19 protein-coding genes and 1 other annotated feature are annotated in these 22,245 nt (G+C 34.3%); of the genes, 13 read left to right on the top strand and 6 right to left on the bottom strand.

The window, feature by feature from the left end:
- Positions 1-198: 198 nt before the first annotated feature.
- The gene (locus AC4BB2_RS07525; protein ID WP_490472350.1) at positions 199-2,619 is read right to left on the bottom strand and encodes a hydroxymethylglutaryl-CoA reductase, degradative; all 2,421 of its coding nucleotides are present in this window, start codon (positions 2,617-2,619) and stop codon (positions 199-201) included.
- A gap of 178 nt (positions 2,620-2,797) precedes the next feature.
- Between AC4BB2_RS07525 and AC4BB2_RS07520 the strand changes: the two genes are divergently transcribed.
- From AC4BB2_RS07520 to AC4BB2_RS07490, 7 genes are all read left to right on the top strand, one after another.
- Positions 2,798-3,949, top strand: a complete 1,152-nt coding sequence (locus AC4BB2_RS07520) for a hydroxymethylglutaryl-CoA synthase (RefSeq protein WP_490472349.1) — start codon at positions 2,798-2,800, stop codon at positions 3,947-3,949.
- A 548-nt stretch (positions 3,950-4,497) separates the two neighbouring features.
- On the top strand, positions 4,498-5,481 hold the full coding sequence (locus AC4BB2_RS07515) for an aldo/keto reductase (protein ID WP_490472348.1): 984 nt from the start codon (positions 4,498-4,500) through the stop codon (positions 5,479-5,481).
- A gap of 24 nt (positions 5,482-5,505) precedes the next feature.
- Positions 5,506-5,922, top strand: a complete 417-nt coding sequence (locus tag AC4BB2_RS07510; RefSeq protein WP_490472347.1) for a cupin domain-containing protein — start codon at positions 5,506-5,508, stop codon at positions 5,920-5,922.
- A 19-nt stretch (positions 5,923-5,941) separates the two neighbouring features.
- Positions 5,942-6,256 (top strand): carboxymuconolactone decarboxylase family protein, encoded by a 315-nt coding sequence (locus tag AC4BB2_RS07505; protein WP_490472346.1) that lies wholly within the window; start codon positions 5,942-5,944, stop codon positions 6,254-6,256.
- A 227-nt stretch (positions 6,257-6,483) separates the two neighbouring features.
- A complete protein-coding gene (locus AC4BB2_RS07500; RefSeq protein WP_490472345.1) occupies positions 6,484-7,170 on the top strand; it encodes an alpha/beta hydrolase in 687 nt (228 codons plus the stop codon).
- A gap of 486 nt (positions 7,171-7,656) precedes the next feature.
- A complete protein-coding gene (locus AC4BB2_RS07495) occupies positions 7,657-9,105 on the top strand; it encodes a DEAD/DEAH box helicase (RefSeq protein WP_490472344.1) in 1,449 nt (482 codons plus the stop codon).
- A gap of 666 nt (positions 9,106-9,771) precedes the next feature.
- Complete coding sequence (locus AC4BB2_RS07490; RefSeq protein ID WP_490472343.1) at positions 9,772-11,583, top strand: penicillin-binding transpeptidase domain-containing protein; 1,812 nt, start codon at positions 9,772-9,774, stop codon at positions 11,581-11,583.
- A gap of 18 nt (positions 11,584-11,601) precedes the next feature.
- Here AC4BB2_RS07490 and efbA read toward each other — a convergent pair whose 3' ends face one another.
- Both efbA and AC4BB2_RS07480 read right to left on the bottom strand, forming a co-directional pair.
- Positions 11,602-13,308 carry a fibronectin-binding protein EfbA gene (efbA, locus tag AC4BB2_RS07485; protein ID WP_490472342.1) on the bottom strand — a complete coding sequence of 569 codons (1,707 nt, stop codon included), beginning with the start codon at positions 13,306-13,308 and terminating at the stop codon, positions 11,602-11,604.
- Between the two features lie 190 nt (positions 13,309-13,498).
- Entirely contained in the window at positions 13,499-14,623 is a 1,125-nt protein-coding gene (locus AC4BB2_RS07480) for a 5-methyltetrahydropteroyltriglutamate--homocysteine S-methyltransferase (protein WP_490472341.1), read from the bottom strand.
- 150 nt (positions 14,624-14,773) lie between these two features.
- Positions 14,774-15,021: a binding site (T-box leader), on the bottom strand.
- 215 nt (positions 15,022-15,236) lie between these two features.
- Here AC4BB2_RS07480 and AC4BB2_RS07475 point away from each other — a divergent pair.
- From AC4BB2_RS07475 to AC4BB2_RS07455, 5 genes are all read left to right on the top strand, one after another.
- Positions 15,237-15,908 carry a hypothetical protein gene (locus AC4BB2_RS07475; protein ID WP_490472340.1) on the top strand — a complete coding sequence of 224 codons (672 nt, stop codon included), beginning with the start codon at positions 15,237-15,239 and terminating at the stop codon, positions 15,906-15,908.
- Positions 15,909-16,022: 114 nt separating this feature from the next.
- Positions 16,023-16,604 carry an N-acetyltransferase gene (locus tag AC4BB2_RS07470; RefSeq protein ID WP_490472339.1) on the top strand — a complete coding sequence of 194 codons (582 nt, stop codon included), beginning with the start codon at positions 16,023-16,025 and terminating at the stop codon, positions 16,602-16,604.
- Positions 16,605-16,973: 369 nt separating this feature from the next.
- On the top strand, positions 16,974-17,963 hold the full coding sequence (gene trpX / locus AC4BB2_RS07465) for a tryptophan ABC transporter substrate-binding protein (protein WP_490472338.1): 990 nt from the start codon (positions 16,974-16,976) through the stop codon (positions 17,961-17,963).
- An 18-nt stretch (positions 17,964-17,981) separates the two neighbouring features.
- Positions 17,982-18,869: an ABC transporter permease gene (locus AC4BB2_RS07460; RefSeq protein WP_490472337.1), complete on the top strand. Its 888-nt coding sequence runs from the start codon at positions 17,982-17,984 to the stop codon at positions 18,867-18,869.
- Positions 18,866-19,651, top strand: coding sequence for an ABC transporter ATP-binding protein (locus AC4BB2_RS07455; protein ID WP_490472336.1), 786 nt, complete (start codon positions 18,866-18,868; stop codon positions 19,649-19,651). Before AC4BB2_RS07460 ends, AC4BB2_RS07455 begins: the two co-directional genes overlap by 4 nt.
- Positions 19,652-19,721: 70 nt before the next feature.
- Here AC4BB2_RS07455 and AC4BB2_RS07450 read toward each other — a convergent pair whose 3' ends face one another.
- Entirely contained in the window at positions 19,722-20,183 is a 462-nt protein-coding gene (locus AC4BB2_RS07450; protein ID WP_490472335.1) for a threonine/serine exporter family protein, read from the bottom strand.
- A gap of 12 nt (positions 20,184-20,195) precedes the next feature.
- Entirely contained in the window at positions 20,196-20,957 is a 762-nt protein-coding gene (locus tag AC4BB2_RS07445; RefSeq protein WP_490472334.1) for a threonine/serine exporter family protein, read from the bottom strand.
- 242 nt (positions 20,958-21,199) lie between these two features.
- Here AC4BB2_RS07445 and AC4BB2_RS07440 point away from each other — a divergent pair, with 242 nt between their 5' ends.
- The gene (locus AC4BB2_RS07440; RefSeq protein ID WP_490472333.1) at positions 21,200-21,388 is read left to right on the top strand and encodes a hypothetical protein; all 189 of its coding nucleotides are present in this window, start codon (positions 21,200-21,202) and stop codon (positions 21,386-21,388) included.
- 31 nt (positions 21,389-21,419) lie between these two features.
- Here AC4BB2_RS07440 and AC4BB2_RS07435 read toward each other — a convergent pair whose 3' ends face one another.
- Positions 21,420-22,193, bottom strand: a complete 774-nt coding sequence (locus AC4BB2_RS07435) for a Cof-type HAD-IIB family hydrolase (protein ID WP_490472332.1) — start codon at positions 22,191-22,193, stop codon at positions 21,420-21,422.
- Between the last annotated feature and the right edge of the window lie 52 nt (positions 22,194-22,245).

Here is a 22,245-nt window from a genome sequence, read left to right as displayed (position 1 = left end):
AAAAAATTTACAAAAAAATCTGAAATAGTATTAAATTTAAGATGGTTTTAAAAAATAGGTAAGAAGAAAGTAGAATAAACTGTATAGGTAGCGTATCTGGGGTCGGCTACTGACACAGTCTATTCTACTTTGTCTAAGTGTTTAATTTTTCTCGTGAAATTGATATAAAAATAAGACGTTTTATGTTGTAAACGAGCATTACGACTGTCTTAATTCTAATAAAAACGCCAATGCTTGTTCTTGATTCATTAAACCTGTTTTTAGCTTTTCTGCGATGATTTCAATTTCTGATCCTTTCGCACCGATAGACATAGCTAAAGAACGAGCTTGCATGGACATGTGACCTTGTTGAATTCCTTCTGTCACTAAGGCGCGTAAAGCAGCTAGATTTTGAGCTAAACCGACAGCAGCAATGACTTCTGCTAATTCTTTTGCGGTAGTTACGCTTAAAATTTCTAAAGCAGCTTGTGCTTTAGGTAATACACTAATGGCACCGCCAACTGTTCCGATAGCTAAAGGTAACTCTATTGTGCCTTTTAAGCCATCTTCTAGAATTTCCCATTGACTTAATCCACGATAAGTTCCTTTCACTGCATAGGCGTGAGCCGCGGCAGCTACTGCGCGTGTATCATTACCGGTTGCTAAAACTACAGCTTCAATACCGTTCATGATTCCTTTGTTATGTGTCGCTGCCCGGTAAGGATCTAGTTGAGCAAATTTTGAAGCAGCAGCAATTTTTTCAGCCACTAATTTTCCAGATTTTACATCTCCTGTTTTACTTAAACTAGCAAAGGAAAGACTACAAGTAGAAGTTACTAAGGATTCTGTTGCAAAATTACTTAAGATACTAAATAGAATTTCTTCATCAAACCATTGACGGAATAAGCTGGCTACACCTTCCAAAATGGAATTTAGAATATTAGCTCCCATAGCATCTTTTGTATCAACAAGTAAATCCACTGATAAGAAGCCTATGTCATCTGGAAATTGACGAACTTGGATTTTTTTTAATCCGCCTCCGCGTTTCACGATAGAGGGATAACTTTTTTCTGCTTGAATGAAAATTTCTTCTGTAAACTGGTTGATTTTTTTCTCTATACACATTGGTTCAGTAACATTCATAAAAACGATTTGGCCTCGTAAAAGACCTTCTGATAATTCACTATGAATTCCTCCACAGTTTCGAATCATTTTGGCTCCATTACTACATGCGGCAATAACTGAGGGTTCCTCTGTTACCATAGGAACATTATATTTTTTTTCATTCACTAAAACATCCATAACAACACCCATTGGCAAAGCCAGTTCGCTAATTTGATTTTCTATTAAGTGATTAGCAATATCTTCATCTAAAGAGGTGTTTTCCAACTCTTGTCTGTTCTCTAGAGAAAGGTTTCCAGTTTCTTGCAAAAAAGTTAATCGTTCATTTTTGGATAGTTGATAAAATTTTTTTTTAGAGTTTTTTTTTTGAGGGCGTTCAATAAGCATAGCAAGCCCAAGACCACCACCGACACAAAGTGAAGCCACACCGTATTGACTATTTGTGTCTTCTAATTGGTGCGCTAAAGTTGATACGATTCTTGTTCCAGAAGCACCAATTGGATGTCCTAAACTAATGCCGCCACCCCAGATATTTAATTTTTCTTCAGGAATATTCAATTCATTTTGAACGACAATTGAAGATGCCGCAAAAGCTTCATTGATTTCAAATAAATCTATATCTTCAACGTTCATATTGTTGCGTTGTAATAAGGATTGAATCGCTTTGATTGGTGAAATACCCATTATACTTGGGTCAATTCCAATTTCAGTAGCATCTTTAACGATAGCAATATAGGGAAGATGGTGCTTTTCTGCGAAAGATTTTGACGCTAGAATCATTGCAGATGCAGCATCGTTAATCGTTGATGCATTTCCTGCAGTGACAGAGCCATTGTCCTTAAAAACTGTTTTTAAGGTACTTAGTTTTTCAGAAGTTGTATCTTTACGAACACCTTCGTCATCTTGAAAAATAGTCCCATTGATGATTAAGGGTACTATTTCTTTTACAAATTTTCCTTCAGCTTGTGCTTTAGCTGCTTTTACTTGTGAATGAGCCGCAAAGTTATCCTGCATTTTTCTTGTAACGTTAAACTGTTCAGCAACATTTTCTGCTGTCAATCCCATCGCTTTGCCACTAAATGCATCTGTTAAGCCGTCAACCATCATAGTTGGAGCAGGTTTTGAATAGGTGTCTTCTTCCTTGTAAGTGATAGCAGGAGCATTTGTCATGCTTTCTGTTCCGCCAGCTAAAACAACGTCCGCTTCGCCTAATTGAATGGCTTGTTTCGCTAAGCTGATTGCTTTCATTCCTGACCCACAGACTTCATTTACGGTAAAAGCAGGCACTTCAACGCTTAATCCGCTGTTGACTGAAATTTGTCTTGCAGGATTTTGGCCATTTCCTGCTTGTAATACATTTCCAAATATTACTTGTTTTATATGGTTTGCCGCTTGTTCATTCCTTTTAAGTAACTCTTTTGTAACAGCCGTTCCTAATTCTACTGCAGATAATGATTTTAATTGTCCTCGGTACTTGCCGATAGGCGTTCTCAAGGCGTCGATAATTACGATTTCCACGACGTCACCTCCAATATGAAATATACCATGATTTGTGAAAAAAGAATACTCTATAATCCAGAATAAAAAACTTCTGACATACTCAAATGAATATTTAATTCTTTTTTTACCTATTTTCATCAAAGTTATGATAAATTATACTATGTAATGAAGAGAATATTGAAAAAGGAGATATGAAATGAACGTTGGCATAGATAAAATTAGTTTCTTTGTCCCACCATATTATGTAGATATGACCGATTTAGCTTTGGCAAGAGAGGTGGATCCTAACAAATTCCATATTGGTATCGGACAAGATAAAATGGCAGTTAACAAAAAAACACAAGATATTGTGACTTTTGCTGCAAATGCTGCAAAGAACATTTTAGCTGATGAAGATAAAGAGCAAATTGATATGGTGATTGTAGGGACTGAATCTGGTATAGACGAATCGAAGGCATCAGCGGTAGTTTTACATCGCTTGTTGGGCATTCAACCGTTTGCTCGTGCCTTTGAAATAAAAGAAGCCTGCTACGCAGGAACTGCGGCATTGCAGTACGCTGTAGCTCATATTCAAAGTCATCCAGCAAGTAAGGTATTAGTTGTCGCTTCTGATATCGCTAAATATGGATTAGCTTCTGGCGGTGAGCCTACACAAGGAGCAGGTGCGGTTGCTATGTTGGTTTCGGCTGAACCAAAAATTTTACGATTAAATGATGATAGTGTGGCATTGACGCAAGATATCTATGATTTTTGGCGTCCAGTGGGACATGAATATCCAATGGTTGATGGGCAATTATCTAATGAAACATATATCCAAGCTTTTCAAAAAGTATGGGAAGAATACCAACGAAAAAACAAGAAATCATTTGCTGATTTTCATGCATTAACCTTCCATATACCTTATACAAAGATGGGGAAAAAAGCATTATTAGCTGCTTTAGAAGAGGAGTCACCTGAAGAGCAAGAACGAATTTTAGCGAAATATGAAGCAAGTATTTTATATAGTCGACAAGTCGGTAATTTATATACAGGGTCTTTATATCTGGGTTTGATTTCACTATTAGAAAATGGTGGATTGAATGGTGGAGAGCAAGTGGGCTTGTTTAGTTATGGTTCTGGTACTGTATCCGAGTTCTTTAGCGGTAGACTTGTTGAAAATTATCAAGAACACCTACTTACGGATCTTCACCAAAAACAATTAGAAGAACGCAAGGGATTATCAATTACTGAGTATGAAGAGATGTTTAATGATGTACTAGATATTGATGTAGATAGTGATTATGTAGACCAACTTCTGTACAGTATTGTTTCTATTTCAAATACGGTGAGAACCTATAAAGAAAACTAACTTAAAAATTTTGTTGTAACAGTTGTTCCTGACTGTTTCGTTTCGCACGAACTTTTTAGAGTGCGAATGTCTATTATTTTTTATATTTAGAGGTAGTGACAAGGGAAAAAAAGTTGTGTTACGATATTATTGAAAAGAGGACTGCAAATTCATGCCTCTAAAAAACGGTGACTAATAGTTAAATAGTTTTTGATGCCATCTAATTACTGCCTAAAGTAAAATTAGATGGTTTTTTTTTGGTTTATTTTTATCTATCATCAACACAACTAAAGTTGCAAAGGCAATCAACTCCTTCATGAGAGATTTAGCCACCATCTTTTTTCACTTTTCTACAATGTTAAAATACGCATTAAATAGATAAATCGATTATTTTTTATAGAAATCTTAAATCTTCTACATATTGTTGAGCTTCTAATTAGGTTATTTTAGAGTAAACGATAGTCAGAAATTTTTTATTTATCAGAGAAAACGCTTGACTTAGAGTTCACTGTAAGAAGTAGACTATACTTAGTAGCAAGAATTGCAATTCATTAAGAGGAGGAAATTCAATGAACTATGTAAAATTTGGGAATACAGGAATGGAAGTTTCAAGACTTTGTTTAGGTGCAATGGGGTTTGGTGATCCGAAAAGTGGATTTCATGAGTGGGTATTAGAAGAGGAAGACAGTAAAAAAGTTATCAAAAAAGCCCTTGATTTAGGGATTAATTTTTTTGATACAGCTAATGTTTATTCATATGGCGCAAGTGAACGGATTCTTGGAAAAGCATTGAATGAATATGCCAATCGTGATGAAATTGTTGTTGCGACAAAACTATTTACCACGATGAAAAAAAATGTACCAAATAGTGGAGGACTTTCAAGAAAAGAAATCTTCCATCAAATTGATGATAGTTTGGAACGATTAGGTATGGATTATGTAGATTTGTATATTATTCATCGGTGGGATTACACTACGCCAATTGAAGAAACCATGGAAGCATTACATGACGTAGTAAAATCTGGTAAAGTTCGCTACATTGGCGCATCTGCTATGTTTGCTTGGCAGTTTGCGAAAGCACAAGCAGTGGCTGAGAAAAATGGTTGGACAAAGTTTGTTTCCATGCAAAATCACTTAAACCTATTATACCGTGAGGAAGAAAGAGAAATGCTGCCATTGTGTGAGGATCAGAAAATTGCTGTTACCCCTTATAGTCCATTAGCTTCTGGACGGTTAACTCGTGATTGGAGCGCACAAACTAAGCGTTTTGAAATGGATAAAACGGCGATGTCAAAATATGACACTACCGCTGATCAAGACCGGATCATTGTAGAAAGAGTCGCTGAAATTGCTGAAAAACGTGGCGTTGAGCGAGTGCAAATTGCGCTTGCTTGGTTACTACAAAAAGAACCTGTTGTTGCACCGATCATTGGTGCAACTAAAGAAAGTCATTTAACGAATGCAATTCCTGCTTTGGATTTAATTTTAACCGAAGAAGAAGTGGCGTTTTTAGAAGAACCATACGTTCCACATGTAATCGTTGGGCATAAATAAATATAATCGCTGGAGGAATAGAAAATGGCGAGATTTCAAGAAGTAAAAAATGGTGTGATTTTTCCTATAGGAGAAAAAAATGATGCTTACGGACACTATTTTATCGGTCAGAGTTATTTAAAAAATTTAGTCACAGATCCTAAAGTCAATGTTGGAGTTGCTAATGTAACATTCGAACCTGGTTGTCGAAATAATTGGCATGTTCATCATGATGGCTTTCAATTGTTATTAGTAACAGGCGGTGAAGGCTGGTACCAAGAAGATGGGAAACCCGCCCAATTTTTAACAGCTGGAGATGTTATCGTTACACATGATGGTGTCAAACATTGGCATGGTGCCACAAAAGACAGCTGGTTTGAACATCTAGCAATCACTGCAGGGATGCCAGAATGGTTAGAACCTGTTTCAGATGAATTATACAGGAAATTAAAAAATGAATAAAAGATGGGAGTTCTACCTAATGAAAAAACAAACAGCCGGCAGAGATCAACTTGGTGCGTTTGCTCCAAAATTTGCAGAATTAAACGATGATATCTTATTTGGAGAAGTCTGGTCACGAGAAGAACAACTTTCGCCACGTGACCGAAGCTTGATTACTTGTTCAAGTTTATTAACACAAGGCGCGCCACAATTAGAAGCTCATATGAAAATAGCTAAAGAAAATGGTGTTACTAAAGAAGAAATCGTGGAATTGATTACACATTTAGCTTTTTATAGTGGTTGGCCAAAAGCGTGGTCGGCATTTTCGATGGCAAAAGAAATTTTTGGTGAATAGAACAAAGTAATTCAATATAAAAAGGGAGTAAGACAAGTGCTTTTTTACTGTTTTACTTCTTTTTTGTTGAAAAAATAGTTAGAACTGGATGCTAATTTTTTATTAAATTTAATGCTAAAGAGAAGAATATTTAGCAGAATTCAGGATAAAATGATAATGTAATAAAAAATCAAATGATAGTTTGTTAAACTGGGAAAGATCATTTATTTATAAGAAAGTAGGTCATAATGAAAAAAAGAGCGATACTGATTATTCACGGCTTTGGTGGTAATGAACAAGAAATTCTTTATTTACATGAATATTTGGAAAAAAGTAATCTTGCTTCTTTTTGGATTCAATTAACTGGACACGATGGAAATAGACAAAACTTTTCAAAAGCTACCTCTGATCAATGGTTAGCAGATGTTGATAGGAAATTAGATGAACTTGAACAAAGTTATACGCACATTACCTGTATTGGTTTTTCAATGGGTGGTTTGTTGACAATTCAGGCATCTGAGAGAGAATCAGTGGATCAACTAATTTTATGTAGTACACCAATTTATCTGTATAATGCCAATGTCATCATACAAGATATTCTGCAAGGATTATTATTCAAACAACAAGAAAAATTAGATTATTATGTTAATTCAGCAAAAACGACATCTATTCATTCATGCTTTCAGTTCTTGTCGCTACTAAAAAAAACAAAGAAAAAAATGAAAAAAACTCTCAAATCAACACCGACGAAAAGAATGCTTATTTTGCAAAATAGAAAAGACGAAACTACATATTATAAAAGTGCATATTATCTAGCCAAAGCCAGTAATGCAAAAGTATCTTTGAAAATATATGAAAATGGAAGGCATCAGTTATTTTTGGGAGAGAATAAAAATCTAGCAGTGAGAGATATTAAAAATTTTATCCTTAACTAGTTTTGTTGATCGTGTAAACTTTTGAAATATTCAAGTCTTTCTTAACTGTGTGGAGAAGTCCATCTAAAAATATAAATGGCTTGAAAATTAGGTTAAAACATAAACATTCCCAATTTCAAGAACAAGGAAACTTAAAAATAGTGAACAAAGAAGAGAACGAAAAAGCATTTTATTGATAGCTCAATAAAATGCTTTTTAAAGGTTCTGGAAAAAGGAATGATTAATAAAAAAAGAGCGGACTATAAACTTATTTTTTAGAAAAGTAAAGACATATTTAGTCTGTGCGAAAGTAATAAATTTGGATTAAAGAGAAGAATGATTCAACCTCTTGCAGTCCGAGAGCTTTTCATGGATAATAAGTACTTGAGTCTCAACGTGAACAGATGATACTTGGAAGACTTTGATTACATTAAATTCACAGTAAATAAACTAGTTTTAGTCGTGTAGAATATATGTTGATCAATAAAATAATAGATTGGGGAAATAATGAATAAAAATAATTTTGATAGATATCCACTAAGTGAAGTCATCTTAAATGCCGTGTCTGATTTAGGGTACGAAACACCAACAGCTGTCCAACAAGCTGTGATTCCGGCTGTTTTAGAAGGAAAAGACTTATTAGTTCAGTCTCAAACAGGAAGTGGAAAAACAGCAAGCTTTGGTATCCCACTTTGTGAAAAAGTAGATTGGATTGAAAACAAACCTCAAGTCCTTGTTTTAGAGCCTACTAGAGAGTTAGCGCAGCAAGTTCAAGAAGATTTAATAAATATTGGTAGATATAAACGAATCAAAGCAACGGCTGTTTTTGGAAAAGCATCATTCGTTAAACAAAAATCAGAACTAAAACAGAAAAGCCACATGGTAGTTGGAACACCTGGACGAGTATTGGATCATATAACTAAGGGGACATTACCTCTTGAAAAGATAGATTATTTGGTTATTGATGAAGCTGATGAAATGTTAAATATGGGTTTTATCGAACAAGTCAAAGATATTATTAAAGTTTTGCCTAAAGTAAAACATACGCTTTTATTTTCTGCAACGATGCCTGAAACCATCGAGAAGATGAGCAGTTCGTATTTACGTGAACCAACAGTCGTAAAAATTGAAGCAAGCCAACAGACGACACCTAAAATTCAACATGCTTATTTAGATATAACAGAAGAAAACAAGTTAGCAGGGCTACAAGCAGTGACAATTGTTGAAAATCCTGACACATGTATTATTTTTTGTAATACACAAGGAAAAGTCGATGATACTTATGAATTTCTTGTTAAAGCAGGTTATCCTGTCGGTAAATTACATGGTGGAATGATGCAAGAAGATCGTTTTGACGTTATGGATGCCTTTAGAAAAGGGAAATTTAGATATCTTGTGGCGACAGATGTGGCGGCAAGAGGAATTGACATTGAAAATATCACGCATGTCATTAATCTGGATGTTCCTTTTGAAAAAGAAAGCTATATCCATCGAGTAGGTCGAACAGGTCGTGCTGGCAAAGAAGGCTTTGCGTTGACATTTGTCACACCAAAAGAAGAGCAACTTAGAAAAGAAATCGAAGATTATGGTAATCTTTCCATGAACCGAATTACGATACCAAATTCTAAACTAGTGACAAGAAGTAAAGATGCTTTTGAGAAAAAAATAACGACTAAGCAAAGGCAAAAAGGTCAAAAAGCCAAACGTCTAAATGAAGAAATCACAAAAGTTTATTTTAATGGCGGCAAGAAAAAGAAATTGCGAGCACTTGATTTCGTTGGAACAATTTCAAAAATTGATGGTGTTACTTCACAAGATATTGGAATCATCACGATTCAGGAGAATGTGACGTATATTGATATTTTAAATGGTAAAGGTCCACTTGTTATACAAGCAATGAAAGAACGTACAATTAAAGGAAAGCAATTAAAAGTACATGTTGCACGAAAAAAATAATTAAAGAAAATGGGAGAGAGACACAACTAAACCTTAGTTTTGTTTCCCTCTCATTAATTTTTATGTTTGAAACTGGGGAAAGGTGATCCCGCTTACCAATGCCTGTAAAAAGTCTTTTACCAGTTTTGCAATACTCCGGCATTATTGATAAAAACATCAATACGTCCAAATCGTTCTATTGTTTTGTTTACGTAAATTTCGCAATCAACTTTTTGCTAACATCAGCTTGGACGAAAATAGCCTATCCACCTTGTTCTCTAATTGACGCAGCCACCTGTTCTCCTTTGATTTTGTTGATATCAACGATGACAATATTATAGTTTTTTTCAGAAAACTTAACCGCTGAAGCCTGGCCAATACCTGATGCAGCGTCAGCGATGATAACGCTTTCTTGATTCAGTGAAATCACTCCTTAAATTTAAGTATAGTCTAAATTTAAATCTTTTTAGAATTTCATTCAAATAATAATTTATTTTATTCTATTTGTTTGTTAAAATTGATATATGCTCTTAGATTACTGGAATATAAACAAATAAGTAAAATCTAATTTTTTATTAAGAAAGCTATGATAAACGCTAATTATTCTTCCTATAAATTATAGTTAAGAAGAAGGTATTTTTTAATCAATTAACAAAAAGTTCATGAATGATTTGGAGATAAATAAGGATGGAAAAAATAAAAAAATTTATTAATAGTCGTAAACTTTCAACAACCAAAAATCGCAAGCGGGTGAGTGTGATTATTTTATTTTTAACGGTTGCTCTGTTCTTATTGTTTGTGACACGACTTTCATATATTGTAATAGCAGGTAAAGTTGCAGGTGTTTCTTTGAAAGAAAAGACGAAAGAGCTTTACGAAGTTCATGAAAGTCTTGAGGCAAAAAGAGGATCGATTTTTGATAAGGATGGCAATGTGTTAGTTGAAGATTCCAGCGCATTTTCTTTGTATGCCATTTTAGATAAAAACTATACAAATTTAAATGGAAAAAAACTATATGTTCAAGAAAAAGATTGGTCTACAATTGCAGAGATATTTGAAAAATACGTGAAAATCGATAAGTCGGTAACCTTGAAACAATTAAAACCTAGTGTAAATAAAGATGGAGAAGCAATCACAACCGTCGAATTTGGAACAAACGGTAGAAATTTAAATTTTGAAACAAAAAGAAATATTGAGGAAGAATTAAAGCAGAAAAAAATATCAGGAATTTATTTTAAAGAAGAAACAAAACGTAGTTATCAAGTTGGAAACTTTGCTTCTTATTTTATCGGTTATACTCAGCAAGATGATAATGAGAATGAACAAGGGATCATGGGAATCGAAAAATCCTATAACAAGCAGCTGTCTGGTAAAAATGGCTCTAGAAGCTATGAAAAAAATTCCCCATTAGGAGATGTAAAGCCTGGAAGTGTCAAAGAAACAAAACGAGTTGATGGAAGCGATGTGTATACAACGTTAGATAGTAATCTACAATTTTATCTGGAAGAACTATTAGACGATGCTGCAAAAAAATACCAACCAGAGCATATCACAGCAACTTTGATGGAGGCAAAAACCGGGAACATCTTAGCAACATCTCAACGGCCTACTTTTGAATTAGACACGAAAAAAGGGTTGAGTGATATAAATGCTAGTTGGCGGAATATTCTTGTAGAGGATGTCTATGAGCCAGGTTCAACTATGAAAAGCATGACAATAGCAAGTGCAATTGAAGAAAATAAATTCAATGAAAATGAGCAATTTACCTCAGGAAACATCAAAGTCGATGATACAACAATCAATGATTGGAATAGCGGTGTAGGTGAGGGGAATATGACCTTTAGACAAGGTTTAGCTTGGTCAAGTAATGTGGGAATGGTGACGCTTCAAGAGCGAATGCCGGATTTGTGGCAAAACTACCTGACAAAATTCGGTTTTGGTAAAAGTACAAATTTAGGTTTGGCTGGAGAAGCTAATGGAGAGATTCAAAATAAGACGACTGTTGATAGAGCAATGACGTCTTACGGACAAGGAATTTCTGTTACGCACTTACAAATGCTTCAAGCTTATACTGCGATTGCTAATGGTGGTAAAATGCTAAAACCAAATATCATCAGTAAAATAGTCTCTTCAACTGGAGAAGAAAAAATGATTCAACCAGAGACTGTAGGAACACCGATTTCCAGTGAAACTGCTGGAAAAGTTTTACAATATATGAAAGACGTTACGACAGATCCTAAATATGGAAAAGGTCGAGAATATGCGATAGAAGGACTGAATGTGTCTGCAAAAACAGGTACAGCAGAATTTTTTGAAGATGGCATTTATCAAAAACAAGATTATCTCCATTCAGTGGTTACAATCACACCAACGGAAGATCCTAAGTACATTTTTTATATGACAATTAAAAAACCTTTATTAGAAGGTGTCTCTGCAAATAAAATCATTTCTGATGTATCCAATAAATTAGTACAGCGGGCAATGGTTGCTCGTGATTAAAAAAAACGAACACCTCTCTTAGTGAGGGGTGTTCGTTTTTAGTGTTTCTACTAATTGTTCATCTGGTGTGACATAGAGGGTTTTCTGGTTTTCATAAATGACGTATCCTGGTTTAGCTCCGTTAGGTTTATGAACATGTTTCACTTGTACATAATCAACAGGAACTTGTGCCGATAAACGATATTTCGAATAATAAGCTGCCAAGTTAGCTGCCTGTAGTAACGTTTCATCAGATGGATTAGTATCTTTAACGATTACATGAGAACCAGGAATATCTTTTGCATGTAACCAAATATCAGTTTTTTTCGCTGTTCTTAGTGTTAGTTGATCATTTTGCAGATTATTACGACCAACAAGAATCAAGCTGCCATCAGTAGAATAAAATTCTTCTGGTTTGCTTTTTTTCGTTTGCTTGTGCTTTTTAAATCTTCGTCTTTTGACATATCCTTGTTCAATCAATTCTTCACGGATGGTTTCAATATCCATCGGGCCCGCAATTTCTAATTGAGATAAAACAGACTCTAAATAACTAATTTCTTGATCGGCTTGTTGGATTTGTCCATGAACGACTTTGACCGCATTTTTTAGCTTTTGATATTTTTGAAAATACTTTTGAGCATTTTGATTGGGTGTAAGTGCTGGGTTTAATTTTATTTTTAGTAATTGATCTTCTTCATAATAATTCGGCAGTTCAACAAATTCAGCGCCTTTAGGGACTTGAGTCATAAAGGTTGTTAAAAGCTCACCATCACGTCGATAATTTTCAGCGTGTTCTGTATCTGCTAAGGTTTGTTTGAGCTTTACAACTTTACTTTGGTTACGTTTTAATTCATTTTCAATTTTATGAATCAACTCACCGCCTTGTTGTTTCACTCGATCTTTTTCTGCTTTTCCACCATAAAAAGTATCTAGTAATTTGCTAAGTGAGTCAAAACTTTTCTGTTTTCCTTCAAGTGAAGCAAATGGAAGAGGAGTAAAGTACTCTTTTTTTTCATTTGATGTCAAAGTTGGAAGAGTCTTACTTTCAAGTGAAGACCAGAATGTTTGCCAGACAAGCATTTTTTCGTTTGGTCGTTCATTTAAACGAAACGCCAATTCATCAGCGGTGTCTTTACCTAAACCTTGAAATTGACTTTGTAAATATTTCCCGTTAAGTTCACTGGTTTTTGAAAGAATCTCGAAGACTTTTTCTTTACTAGCTAAGAACGGGTTTTGTTGTTCTTGTTTTGGTGGATCAATGTATTCAACGCCAGGCAGTAAAGAACGGTAACTATTTTGAGAACTGCCGATATGTTTGATAGCATCTAAAATTTTTCCGTTTTCTTTGTTCATTAAGACAATCGTGCTATGTCTGCCCATCAATTCTACAATTAGAATGATATTTTGCAAATCACCCAGTTCATCTCTTTTGGTGAAGGTAAAGTGAATCACTCGATCATTATCGATTTGGTGAATCTGTTCCAAGATAGCCCCTTCAAGAAACTTCCGCAGCATCATAACAAAATTTGGTGGCGTTTCAGGATTGGCATAAGCGATTTCAGTCAGCTGTACCCGAGTGTAACTTGGGTGAGCAGATAAAAGTAATTTATGATTTTTTCCTTTTGTGCGGATAACTAGAATAACTTCATTTTCATATGGCTGATGAATTTTTGAAATTCGTCCTGTAATTAATGCCTCAGATAATTCTGAGACCATTGTATGAGTAAATACGCCATCAAATGACATAAACATCCCTCAATTCTTTATACGTAATAGTACTATTATAACGGAGTTCTTTTTATTTATAAAGGAAGTGGGAAATAAAAGTTGAAGAATGTGAAATTGTTTAATTTGAATCGTAAATAACGTAGTTTTCTTTACTCTTAGTCAATAAAAAACAAGAAGCTGATTTTATCTAACAGCTTCTTGTTTTTTATTAAGCATCTTGCCAAACATTTTTTGCAGTATCAATAACTAGTTTAACTTTCGCCCACTGCTCATCTTCTGTTAAATGGTTTCCTTCCTCCGTAGAGGCAAAACCGCATTGTGGAGAAAGACAAAGGTTTTCAAGTGGGGCATAGTTGGTTGCTTCAGTAATTCGTTTGATTAAACTTTCTTGTGATTCCAATTGAGGAAATTTAGATGTAACTAATCCTAAAACGATTTTTTTAGCTGCACCATTTTTATAAATTTGAGCTAAGGGTTCAAATCCACCGGAACGTTCATCATCATATTCTAAGAAATAACCATCTATGTTTAACTGAGCTAAATAAGCAGCAACATGGTCATAAGGACCAGCAATCGCCCAGTCAGATTTGTAATTACCACGGCAAACATGCATAGTGATGGTCAAATCTTCTGGTAATCCTTCAAGTAATTGGTTAATAACAGCCACACCAGCTTCACATTGATGATGCCATTGTTTAATTTCCGCATCTGTTTTAGCATTTTCAATAAAGCCTGTATACATTCCCCAAGAAGTGTCATCTAATTGAAGGTAACGGCAACCTAAGTCATAAAATTTTTGGATTGTTTGTTTATAGGCTTGGACTAAATCATTAATATAAACACTTTCCTCTTGATAATTTTCTGGAATAAATGTATTACTACTTTTTCGATTGAATAAGAGAGTAGGGGAAGGTATAGATACTTTAGAAAGAATGCCGTTTGGTGTATGTGCTTTTAAAAATGTAAAGGCATCAAAAAATGGATGATTCGGATTAAACGACACAGCATCTGTAATTTCATAGGAAGCAGCTCTGGTTTTAACTTTGTTAAATTGATAGCCAGTATCAGGGATGGTTTGCTTAACGCCATTTAGTCCCCAAAGAAAATCTAAGTGCCACCAACTACGGCGGAATTCACCATCTGTTACGGCTTTTAATCCAACTTGAACTTGTTTGTTGACCAATTCGATAATTGCTTGATCTTCAACTTGTTCTAATTCCTTTGCTGATATTTCATGATTTGCAAATTGTTCTCTAGCTGTTTTTAATTTCTCGGGACGTAAAAAACTACCTACCTGATCATAGCGAAATGGGATATCCTTAATTGTTGTCATATTGTTTCCTCCTTTTTATATTTTAATAGATTGCTAAATGTTTTTAGCAATCGTTCTCACAAGTTGAATATTACTCCGTTGATTTTCAGTGGTAAAATGATATCCTTTTTGTATTGAAAAACGCAAAAAAGCCCAATACTTTTCTTAAAAGTAAAGGACGACAAATCGTGTTACCACCTTTAGTTTAAAAATCTCTCACAAGATTTTCCTCAACAGGTACAAATCACAAGGATTAATACCGTAACGCTGTAATGGGCGCCCCCAACATTAGCTAATTAAGTATTCACTAATGTTAACGAAAAGGCCATCTTCCTATTTTCTAAAATTATCTCTTTTCAGCTACCGAGACTCTCTCATGAATTTTATAAAAACAGTACTTTTCTTTTCATGGTTTTCTAATGTATTCATCATAAATAAAAGTATAGGCTAGAGGTGAGTTTTTGTCAATAACTGAAATCCGTCTTTTATTATTGCGATTTATTCATATTTATGTAATAAAAAATAAATAACAATACATTCTATTATTAAAACTATGAGAGGTATTATTTGTTATACTAGGCAAAGATAAGAAGTATTAGTATAATAAACATATAAGTTGTAGAGGAGAGAACCCATGAAGAAAAATTTTATTGATGTTAAAGATGATTTCATGGCTATTTTAAATAGACAGAAAAAGCTTAGTGCAATTATTTTAGCAGTGATCGTTCTATTCATTATTAGTTTATTTATCATTGTACCAAAAGTGCAAGCGAATATTCGTGCATCTGAGATCAATTCTTTAGTAAACGAAGTAAAGTTAGCTAAAAAAGCAAATTATTTAGATGCAAAAACAGCAGATAAAGAAATTAGCGAAAAAACAGCAATGACTGTTTTATTCTCAGTTCCTAGTGGAAAAACTTATCAGAATGTGATTGATGTTTTAAAAGATTCTAAATTAATGAACGACTTTAATCATAGCATTTACATTTATCCAATTGTTTATGATGCCCAGACAATCGAAAGCAAATATAATATCAAAAAGAATGAAGTGACAATTATTTTCTTTGAAAATGGAAAAGAAAAAAATAGATTATCTATTAGTGAAAACTTTGATACGTCAACTATGCTCATACCAGGATTGAATCAGTTGCCATTGTCAAGTATCGGACAAAGTGTTCAGACACCAGCATCATCGGCTCCGCCAGTAAAAACACAGACGACTCAGTCAACGACAGAAACGCAAACAACAGGGCAAGAGGGAGCAGACGTTGAACAGTCAGTTGAAGCTGACTCTATGGCGCAATAAACCTCTAAATTTAGAAAGAAGGGTTTAATATGGAAGGAATTGTTCTATTCATTTTATTGGGAGTTTGGATAATGAGACCTAAATTACAGCCTGAGTATGTGAGATGTGATCGACGTGAAAAGTACTAAATGGCGGAAGTTGGCCGTAGATGCATTCAAAAAGAGGACTCAGCCTAACACTGAGTCCTCTTTCAAACATAATTTATCAAAAAAGGTCAGAATAAATGAAAAACTTCGTTTAGTGCCTTTTGATAAGATTAGAAAAGAGTCGCTGAAATGGTATCAGGACCCAGAAAGCATGTATAATATTGTTGGTGTTAAAATGACCTATTCAAAAGAACAAATCCAACAAATGTATGCGTGGCAAAATGAACATGGATTGCTTTATTATATTGAGTATAACAGCGGTAGTCGTTTTCAAACAATCGGAGATGTCTGGTTGGCGGAAGATGATTATGCGATTGTTATCGATCAAGAGTTTCGTAATCGTCATATTGGACGAATGGTTACGAAGTACTTTATCTATAAATCAAAAAAATTAGGCAGAGATTTTATTACCGTAAGCGAGATTTTCAATTGGAATAAAGGCTCACAAAAAATGTTTACAAGTCTAAAGTTTTATCCGTTCAATGAACAAAAAGATAGTTGGAGTTATCGTAGAAGGTTAAAAAGAACCAAAAAAGAAAATTCAGTATAGTGATAGGTTTGAACATTTTTAGACTTGACGAACAAATTGTATTTGGTGTAAACTTGTTTTTAACAAGACTATAGGAGTGATTACATGAACAGACTATCCAAACCAATCAACCAATTGAATAATTCATGGCAAAACTGGCGTAGATAGTTGTATGTATGAGACTCTCATAGATGCAACTTTAGAAGATAAATTCTAAATTTTGTATCTATGTCAGTTTGTTCAAGTTGAATTTTTGACTGCATAGATGATTGATCTATGTGGTTTTTGTTTATAAAACAACGACCGCTCCTTTTTAGGATTTGTCGTTGTTTTTTTGTTTGAGTATTGTTACTTCGTTAGTATTTAGTTTTTATCGTAGGAGGAATAGGAATGAGAAAAAACCGTTTATCAATCGTTATAATAATTATTGTTGTTTTTTTAGTTGTTTCATTTTTTATAGAAAAGAAAGAAACCGTTAAAGAAAATCTACCCACAGTTGGAGTATTGCAATTTGTTAGTCATCCGGCCTTGGACCAAATTTATAAAGGGATTCAAGCAGGGTTGAAAGAAAAAGGATATGAAGATGGGAAAAATATGACAATTGCTTTTCAGAACGGACAAGCTGACCAAAGCAAGTTAGCTACTATGAGTCAGCAATTGGTTCAAGAAAAAAAATCGGATGTTTTGATTGGAATTGCCACTCCAGCAGCTCAGGCGCTTGCTAATACAACCTCAGAGACTCCTATCGTACTTGGGGCAATCACTGATCCGGTTAGTGCAGGGCTAGTAAAAGATAATCAAAAACCAGGAGGCAATATAACTGGTGTCAGTGATAAATCACCTGTTGATGCACAGTTTGATTTAGTGAAAGAAATTTTACCGCAAAGCAAAAAAATTGGAATTTTATATGCATCATCTGAAGAAAATTCAAAATATCAAGTGGAAGAAGCGAAAAGAGTGGCTGAGAAGAAAGGTTTGACTGTTAAAACCTTTGCCGTTCCTTCGAGTAATGAAATTGCTCAAACGGTTCAAGTCATGGCAAGAGAAGTAGATACTATTTATATCCCTACAGATAATACCATTGCCAATGCGATGCAGACCGTTGTCAATGAAGCCGATAAAACCAAAACACCTATCATTCCATCTGTAGATACAATGGTTGAACAAGGTGGAGTAGCTACAGTTGGAATCAATCAGTATGATTTAGGGGTTCAAACAGGTAAAATGGCAGCTGACATTTTATCAGGAAAAGCAAAACCTGCGACAACGCCGATTTATACATTTAAAACAGGAGATATCATCATTAATCAAAAGCAAGCGGATAAATTAGGAATTTCAATTCCTGAAACAATTCGTTCGAAAGCAAAAATTATAGAATAAGCATAAGGAGAGGATCAAATGATTGTTTCAGCAATTGGACAAGGAATGTTATGGGCAATATTAGGATTGGGTATTTTTATGACCTATCGTATTTTAAATTTTCCGGATATGACAACGGAAGGATCGTTTCCTTTAGGAGGAGCAGTTTGTGTTACAGCAATTACTTCTGGGATTCATCCGATTTTAGCAACTTTATTAGGTGTTTTAGCTGGAATGTGTGCGGGATTGGTAACAGGTTTATTGTTTACAAAAGGAAAAATCCCAGTAATTTTAGCGGGTATCTTAGTGATGTCAGGTTTAAATTCAGTTATTCTTTATGTGATGCAGACACCAAATTTATCTTTATTGAACAAACCGAAAATTCAAGATTTCTTTTTACAACTAAACCTACCTAATTATTATGACATTGTATTTTTAGGTGTAATCTTTCTAGTGATTATCATTAGCTTACTATTATATTTCTTCAATACAAATTTAGGGCAGGCATATATTGCAACAGGAGATAATGAGCACATGGCTCGTTCAATTGGTATTAAAACAGATTCTATGAAAATTTTAGGATTAACGTTATCAAATGGTGTTATTGCTTTATCTGGTGCATTGATTGCTCAAAATGATGGTTATGCCGATGTGAATAAAGGAACGGGTGTCATCGTTATAGGTTTAGCGTCGATCATTATAGGTGAAGTGTTGTTTGGAGAATTAACTTTTGCTGAACGATTAGTGGCAATCGTTGTAGGAAGTATTATATATCAATTACTTATCTTACTTGTGATTAAACTTGGGTTTGATACAACTTATTTAAAAATCTTTTCAGCAGTAATCTTAGCTGCATGTCTAATGATTCCTCAGTTGAAAAAAGCATTAAATCTACACTTTCTACCTGAAAAGGAGGATGGAAAATGAGTACAGTTTTAGAACTTAAAAATGCTACCAAGCGAATTGATAATGGTTTAAATGAAACGAAGGTGATTTTAAATCATGTGAATCTAAAAATTGCTCAAGGTGAATTTGTTACAGTATTGGGCGGTAATGGTGCTGGTAAAAGTACATTATTCAACAGTATTGCAGGGACGTTAGCCTTAAGTGAAGGGGACCTGTTCATTAATGAACAGAAAATTACTACTTATTCTGAAGAAAAACGAGCGAAATATTTTTCCCGTGTTTTTCAAGATCCCAAGATGGGAACTGCACCGAGAATGACCGTTTCTGAAAATTTACTCCTAGCGATGTACAGAGGACAAAGACGCGGCCTGCGCTTGCGGAAAATAAACGAGCAACGAGCATTGTTTTCAAAAATATGCAGCGAGGTAGGCAATGGACTAGAAAATCATTTAGATACACCAACAGGAAACCTTTCCGGTGGTCAAAGACAAGCGTTAAGTTTATTAATGGCAACATTAACGAAACCAGAATTATTACTTTTGGATGAGCATACAGCAGCGTTGGACCCTAAGACATCTAAACAGTTGATGCGTTTGACAGATCAACGAATCAAAGAAGCTAATCTAACTTGTTTGATGATTACTCATCGAATGGAAGATGCGCTGCATTATGGTAATCGATTGATTGTTTTACAAAAAGGTCAAATCATTAAAGATTTAAACAAAGAAGAAAAAGAAAAATTAACATTACAGGATTTATTGCTATTTTTCGAAGAAGAACCTGAAGAAATTGCAATAGATTAATAAAAAACAGACTATTCCAGTTATCATTATTGATTACTGGAATAGTCTGTTTTTATTTGTGTTAAAGAAGCTATTCTGGTATTTTTATTATTGATTTATTTTTGTCAAATAATTTTTTTAATAGTCGTTCTACAATTCCAGTAACCATAAATCCAGCAGCAATGGCTCCAGCTGTCATAATGACTTTAATAATAAAATGAAAGCCACTAACGTAATCACCTAAAACAATACTTCTAACTGCTTGATAGGCGGGTCCGCCAGGAACCAAAGGAACAAGACTAGGGATATTAAAAATTGTCATAGGCATTTTTTTTCTACGGGAAAAATAAATACTCATCATGCCAATGCCAATTGCACCAAGAAAATTGGCAAAGATTTCACCTGTTTCCAGATTTTTAGTACACCAAAAAACCATCCATCCAACAGCACCAGTTATACCACAAGCGTTTAAAAGTTTTCGAGGTACATTTGTGACAATACCAAAAGTAACTGTACTGAAATAACTAAATAAATAATGAATCACAACTTCCACATTCATTTCTCCTTACATAAATAGTTTAAAAACAATTGCTATCCCAATTCCGATTGATCCGGCGATAAAAATTGCTTCTGTTGCCCGAGCTGTTCCGCTGATTAAATGACCTGCTAATATATCTCTGAAAGAGTTTGTAATAGCAACACCTGGAACAAGAGGCATTACAGCGCCGATGATAATGTTATCTATATTTTGTGCTAGATGAAATTTTACAGCAAGATAGGCCAGTAGACCAATCGTAAAAGCCGAAAGAAAATCATCCAAAAATTTAATACTTAGCCATTCTTTCGTAAAAAAGGAAACGCTAAAACCGATCATTCCAATAAAGAAAGTAGCTAAAAAATCGTTCCAAGTTCCACCAAATATATACATTAATGTACAACTAACTACTCCAGCAGCAAAAATTTGTAACGGAACAGAATAGGTAGGGGCTTCATGATTAATATTTGTAAGCCTGTGGTTAAGTTCCTTCAAAGAAATTTCTTTATCAGCAAATTTTCGTGAAAGGTTGTTGACGATTGCTACTTTTTCTAAATTAATGCTTCGTTCGGTTACATTTTCTAATTGAGTATAATTACTTGAACGGAATCCCATAAAAAGTCCAGTCGCAGTGACATAGCTAACACTTTCTTTTTGACCAGCATTTTCAGCAATTCGGTTCATGGTATCTTCCACACGATAAACTTCTGAGCCACTCTCAGTCATAATTTTACCAGCCAATAAGCAAGTATCTAATATAAGCTGAATAGGCGGTTGTTTCATTTCATTCATATATCATAACTCCTAACAGTAAAGATTGCAGTAAAGTTAGTGTATCATTTTTTACAACGGTTTGAAATGGATAAAACTTCTTAGTGATAAAAAGGGGCAATTAAATGACTTTTAGAATTTACTTAGAATTATAAAGAAATACTAAAAAATCATATGAATATTCACAGATACAGGAAAGACCCTTGCATTTTTCAACCAAAAGTCCTATCCTTGATATAACAAACCGAAGGGGTCTAGATATTATGGATAAACAATGGTCACTTTATTCAGTAAGCAGTCTGATTTTACTTGTATTGTTAAAAAGAACGTTCGATCAGGGACATATGTGGTTAAGCTTTGTTTTGCTTTTAATCTTACTGATTCAAGTGACAGGAACCGTTATCTGTGTTCATCAAAAAAGACATAAAAAAGAAATCCCATCTTCTAAATAGAAGAGGGATTTTTTCTTGTAGTTAAGTCAGTTTAAATCAGATCAAAATGTTTTAAGGCATGAACAATTCCGCCTTCAGTATTTTTTTTAGTAATATAGCTAGATCGCTCTTTTAACTCTTTTCGAGCATTTCCCATAGCAATTTTGTTATCACAAGCATCAAATAAGGCGAGATCATTAATCCCATCACCGAATGCAAAAGTTGGAACTTTTGGTAAATCCAGTGTTTTAAATAAGTTTTGGACACCAGAGCCTTTAGAAACACCTTTTCTAACTGTATCGATAGAGTATGGGCCATTACGATAAAAAGTCATTTCTGGAAAATGTTTCAAGTAATGCTCATCACCATCTTCAGATAAAACTAACATCATATTGACTGTCTTATCTTTTAGATTTGATCGATCGATTATAGGCGGTTGGGAATGAATAAAGGTATAAGCATTCTCAACGATGTTATTATGGCCAGAACACCAAATCTGCTGATCGTTGTAGTATGAAATTTCATGACCTAAGCTTTTAACGTGCTCATACATTTTTAAACATTCTTCATACGTAAATTCATCTGAATAAATCTTCTTTCCTTCGACTTGAATGAATTGTCCATTCATTACAATTGCAGAATCGATACCACTATCCTTCATAATATGTTCAATTTCTACAATTGTACGGCCGGTTGCAATCATTGGTAGGACATGATTGTCTTTTAAAGTATTGATGGCGGTAGTAATTTCAGGTGTAATCTGTGATTTATGATTCAATAATGTGCCGTCTAAATCAAAAAAAGCAACTGCTTGTATATTTTCCATGAATTTTCAACGTCCTTTCAGTCTTAATCTTATCAAAGAATGAACAAAAGAC

Source organism: Enterococcus sp. AAFC-DPL-5146 (assembly GCF_058216635.1).
Note: the sequence above shows the minus strand (reverse complement) of the source record. Positions and strands in the feature narration are given on the sequence as shown.

Bases quoted from the DNA above. Each gene is read 5' to 3' on its own strand.
- AC4BB2_RS07520 (WP_490472349.1), top strand. From the start codon at position 2,798: ATGAACGTTGGCATAGATAAAATTAGTTTCTTTGTCCCACCATATTAT.
- AC4BB2_RS07515 (WP_490472348.1), top strand. From the start codon at position 4,498: ATGAACTATGTAAAATTTGGGAATACAGGAATGGAAGTTTCAAGACTT.
- AC4BB2_RS07510 (WP_490472347.1), top strand. From the start codon at position 5,506: ATGGCGAGATTTCAAGAAGTAAAAAATGGTGTGATTTTTCCTATAGGA.
- AC4BB2_RS07505 (WP_490472346.1), top strand. From the start codon at position 5,942: ATGAAAAAACAAACAGCCGGCAGAGATCAACTTGGTGCGTTTGCTCCA.
- AC4BB2_RS07500 (WP_490472345.1), top strand. From the start codon at position 6,484: ATGAAAAAAAGAGCGATACTGATTATTCACGGCTTTGGTGGTAATGAA.
- AC4BB2_RS07495 (WP_490472344.1), top strand. From the start codon at position 7,657: ATGAATAAAAATAATTTTGATAGATATCCACTAAGTGAAGTCATCTTA.
- AC4BB2_RS07490 (WP_490472343.1), top strand. From the start codon at position 9,772: ATGGAAAAAATAAAAAAATTTATTAATAGTCGTAAACTTTCAACAACC.
- efbA (WP_490472342.1), bottom strand. From the start codon at position 13,308: ATGTCATTTGATGGCGTATTTACTCATACAATGGTCTCAGAATTATCT.
- AC4BB2_RS07480 (WP_490472341.1), bottom strand. From the start codon at position 14,623: ATGACAACAATTAAGGATATCCCATTTCGCTATGATCAGGTAGGTAGT.
- AC4BB2_RS07475 (WP_490472340.1), top strand. From the start codon at position 15,237: ATGAAGAAAAATTTTATTGATGTTAAAGATGATTTCATGGCTATTTTA.
- trpX (WP_490472338.1), top strand. From the start codon at position 16,974: ATGAGAAAAAACCGTTTATCAATCGTTATAATAATTATTGTTGTTTTT.
- AC4BB2_RS07460 (WP_490472337.1), top strand. From the start codon at position 17,982: ATGATTGTTTCAGCAATTGGACAAGGAATGTTATGGGCAATATTAGGA.
- AC4BB2_RS07455 (WP_490472336.1), top strand. From the start codon at position 18,866: ATGAGTACAGTTTTAGAACTTAAAAATGCTACCAAGCGAATTGATAAT.
- AC4BB2_RS07445 (WP_490472334.1), bottom strand. From the start codon at position 20,957: ATGAATGAAATGAAACAACCGCCTATTCAGCTTATATTAGATACTTGC.
- AC4BB2_RS07440 (WP_490472333.1), top strand. From the start codon at position 21,200: ATGGATAAACAATGGTCACTTTATTCAGTAAGCAGTCTGATTTTACTT.
- AC4BB2_RS07435 (WP_490472332.1), bottom strand. From the start codon at position 22,193: ATGGAAAATATACAAGCAGTTGCTTTTTTTGATTTAGACGGCACATTA.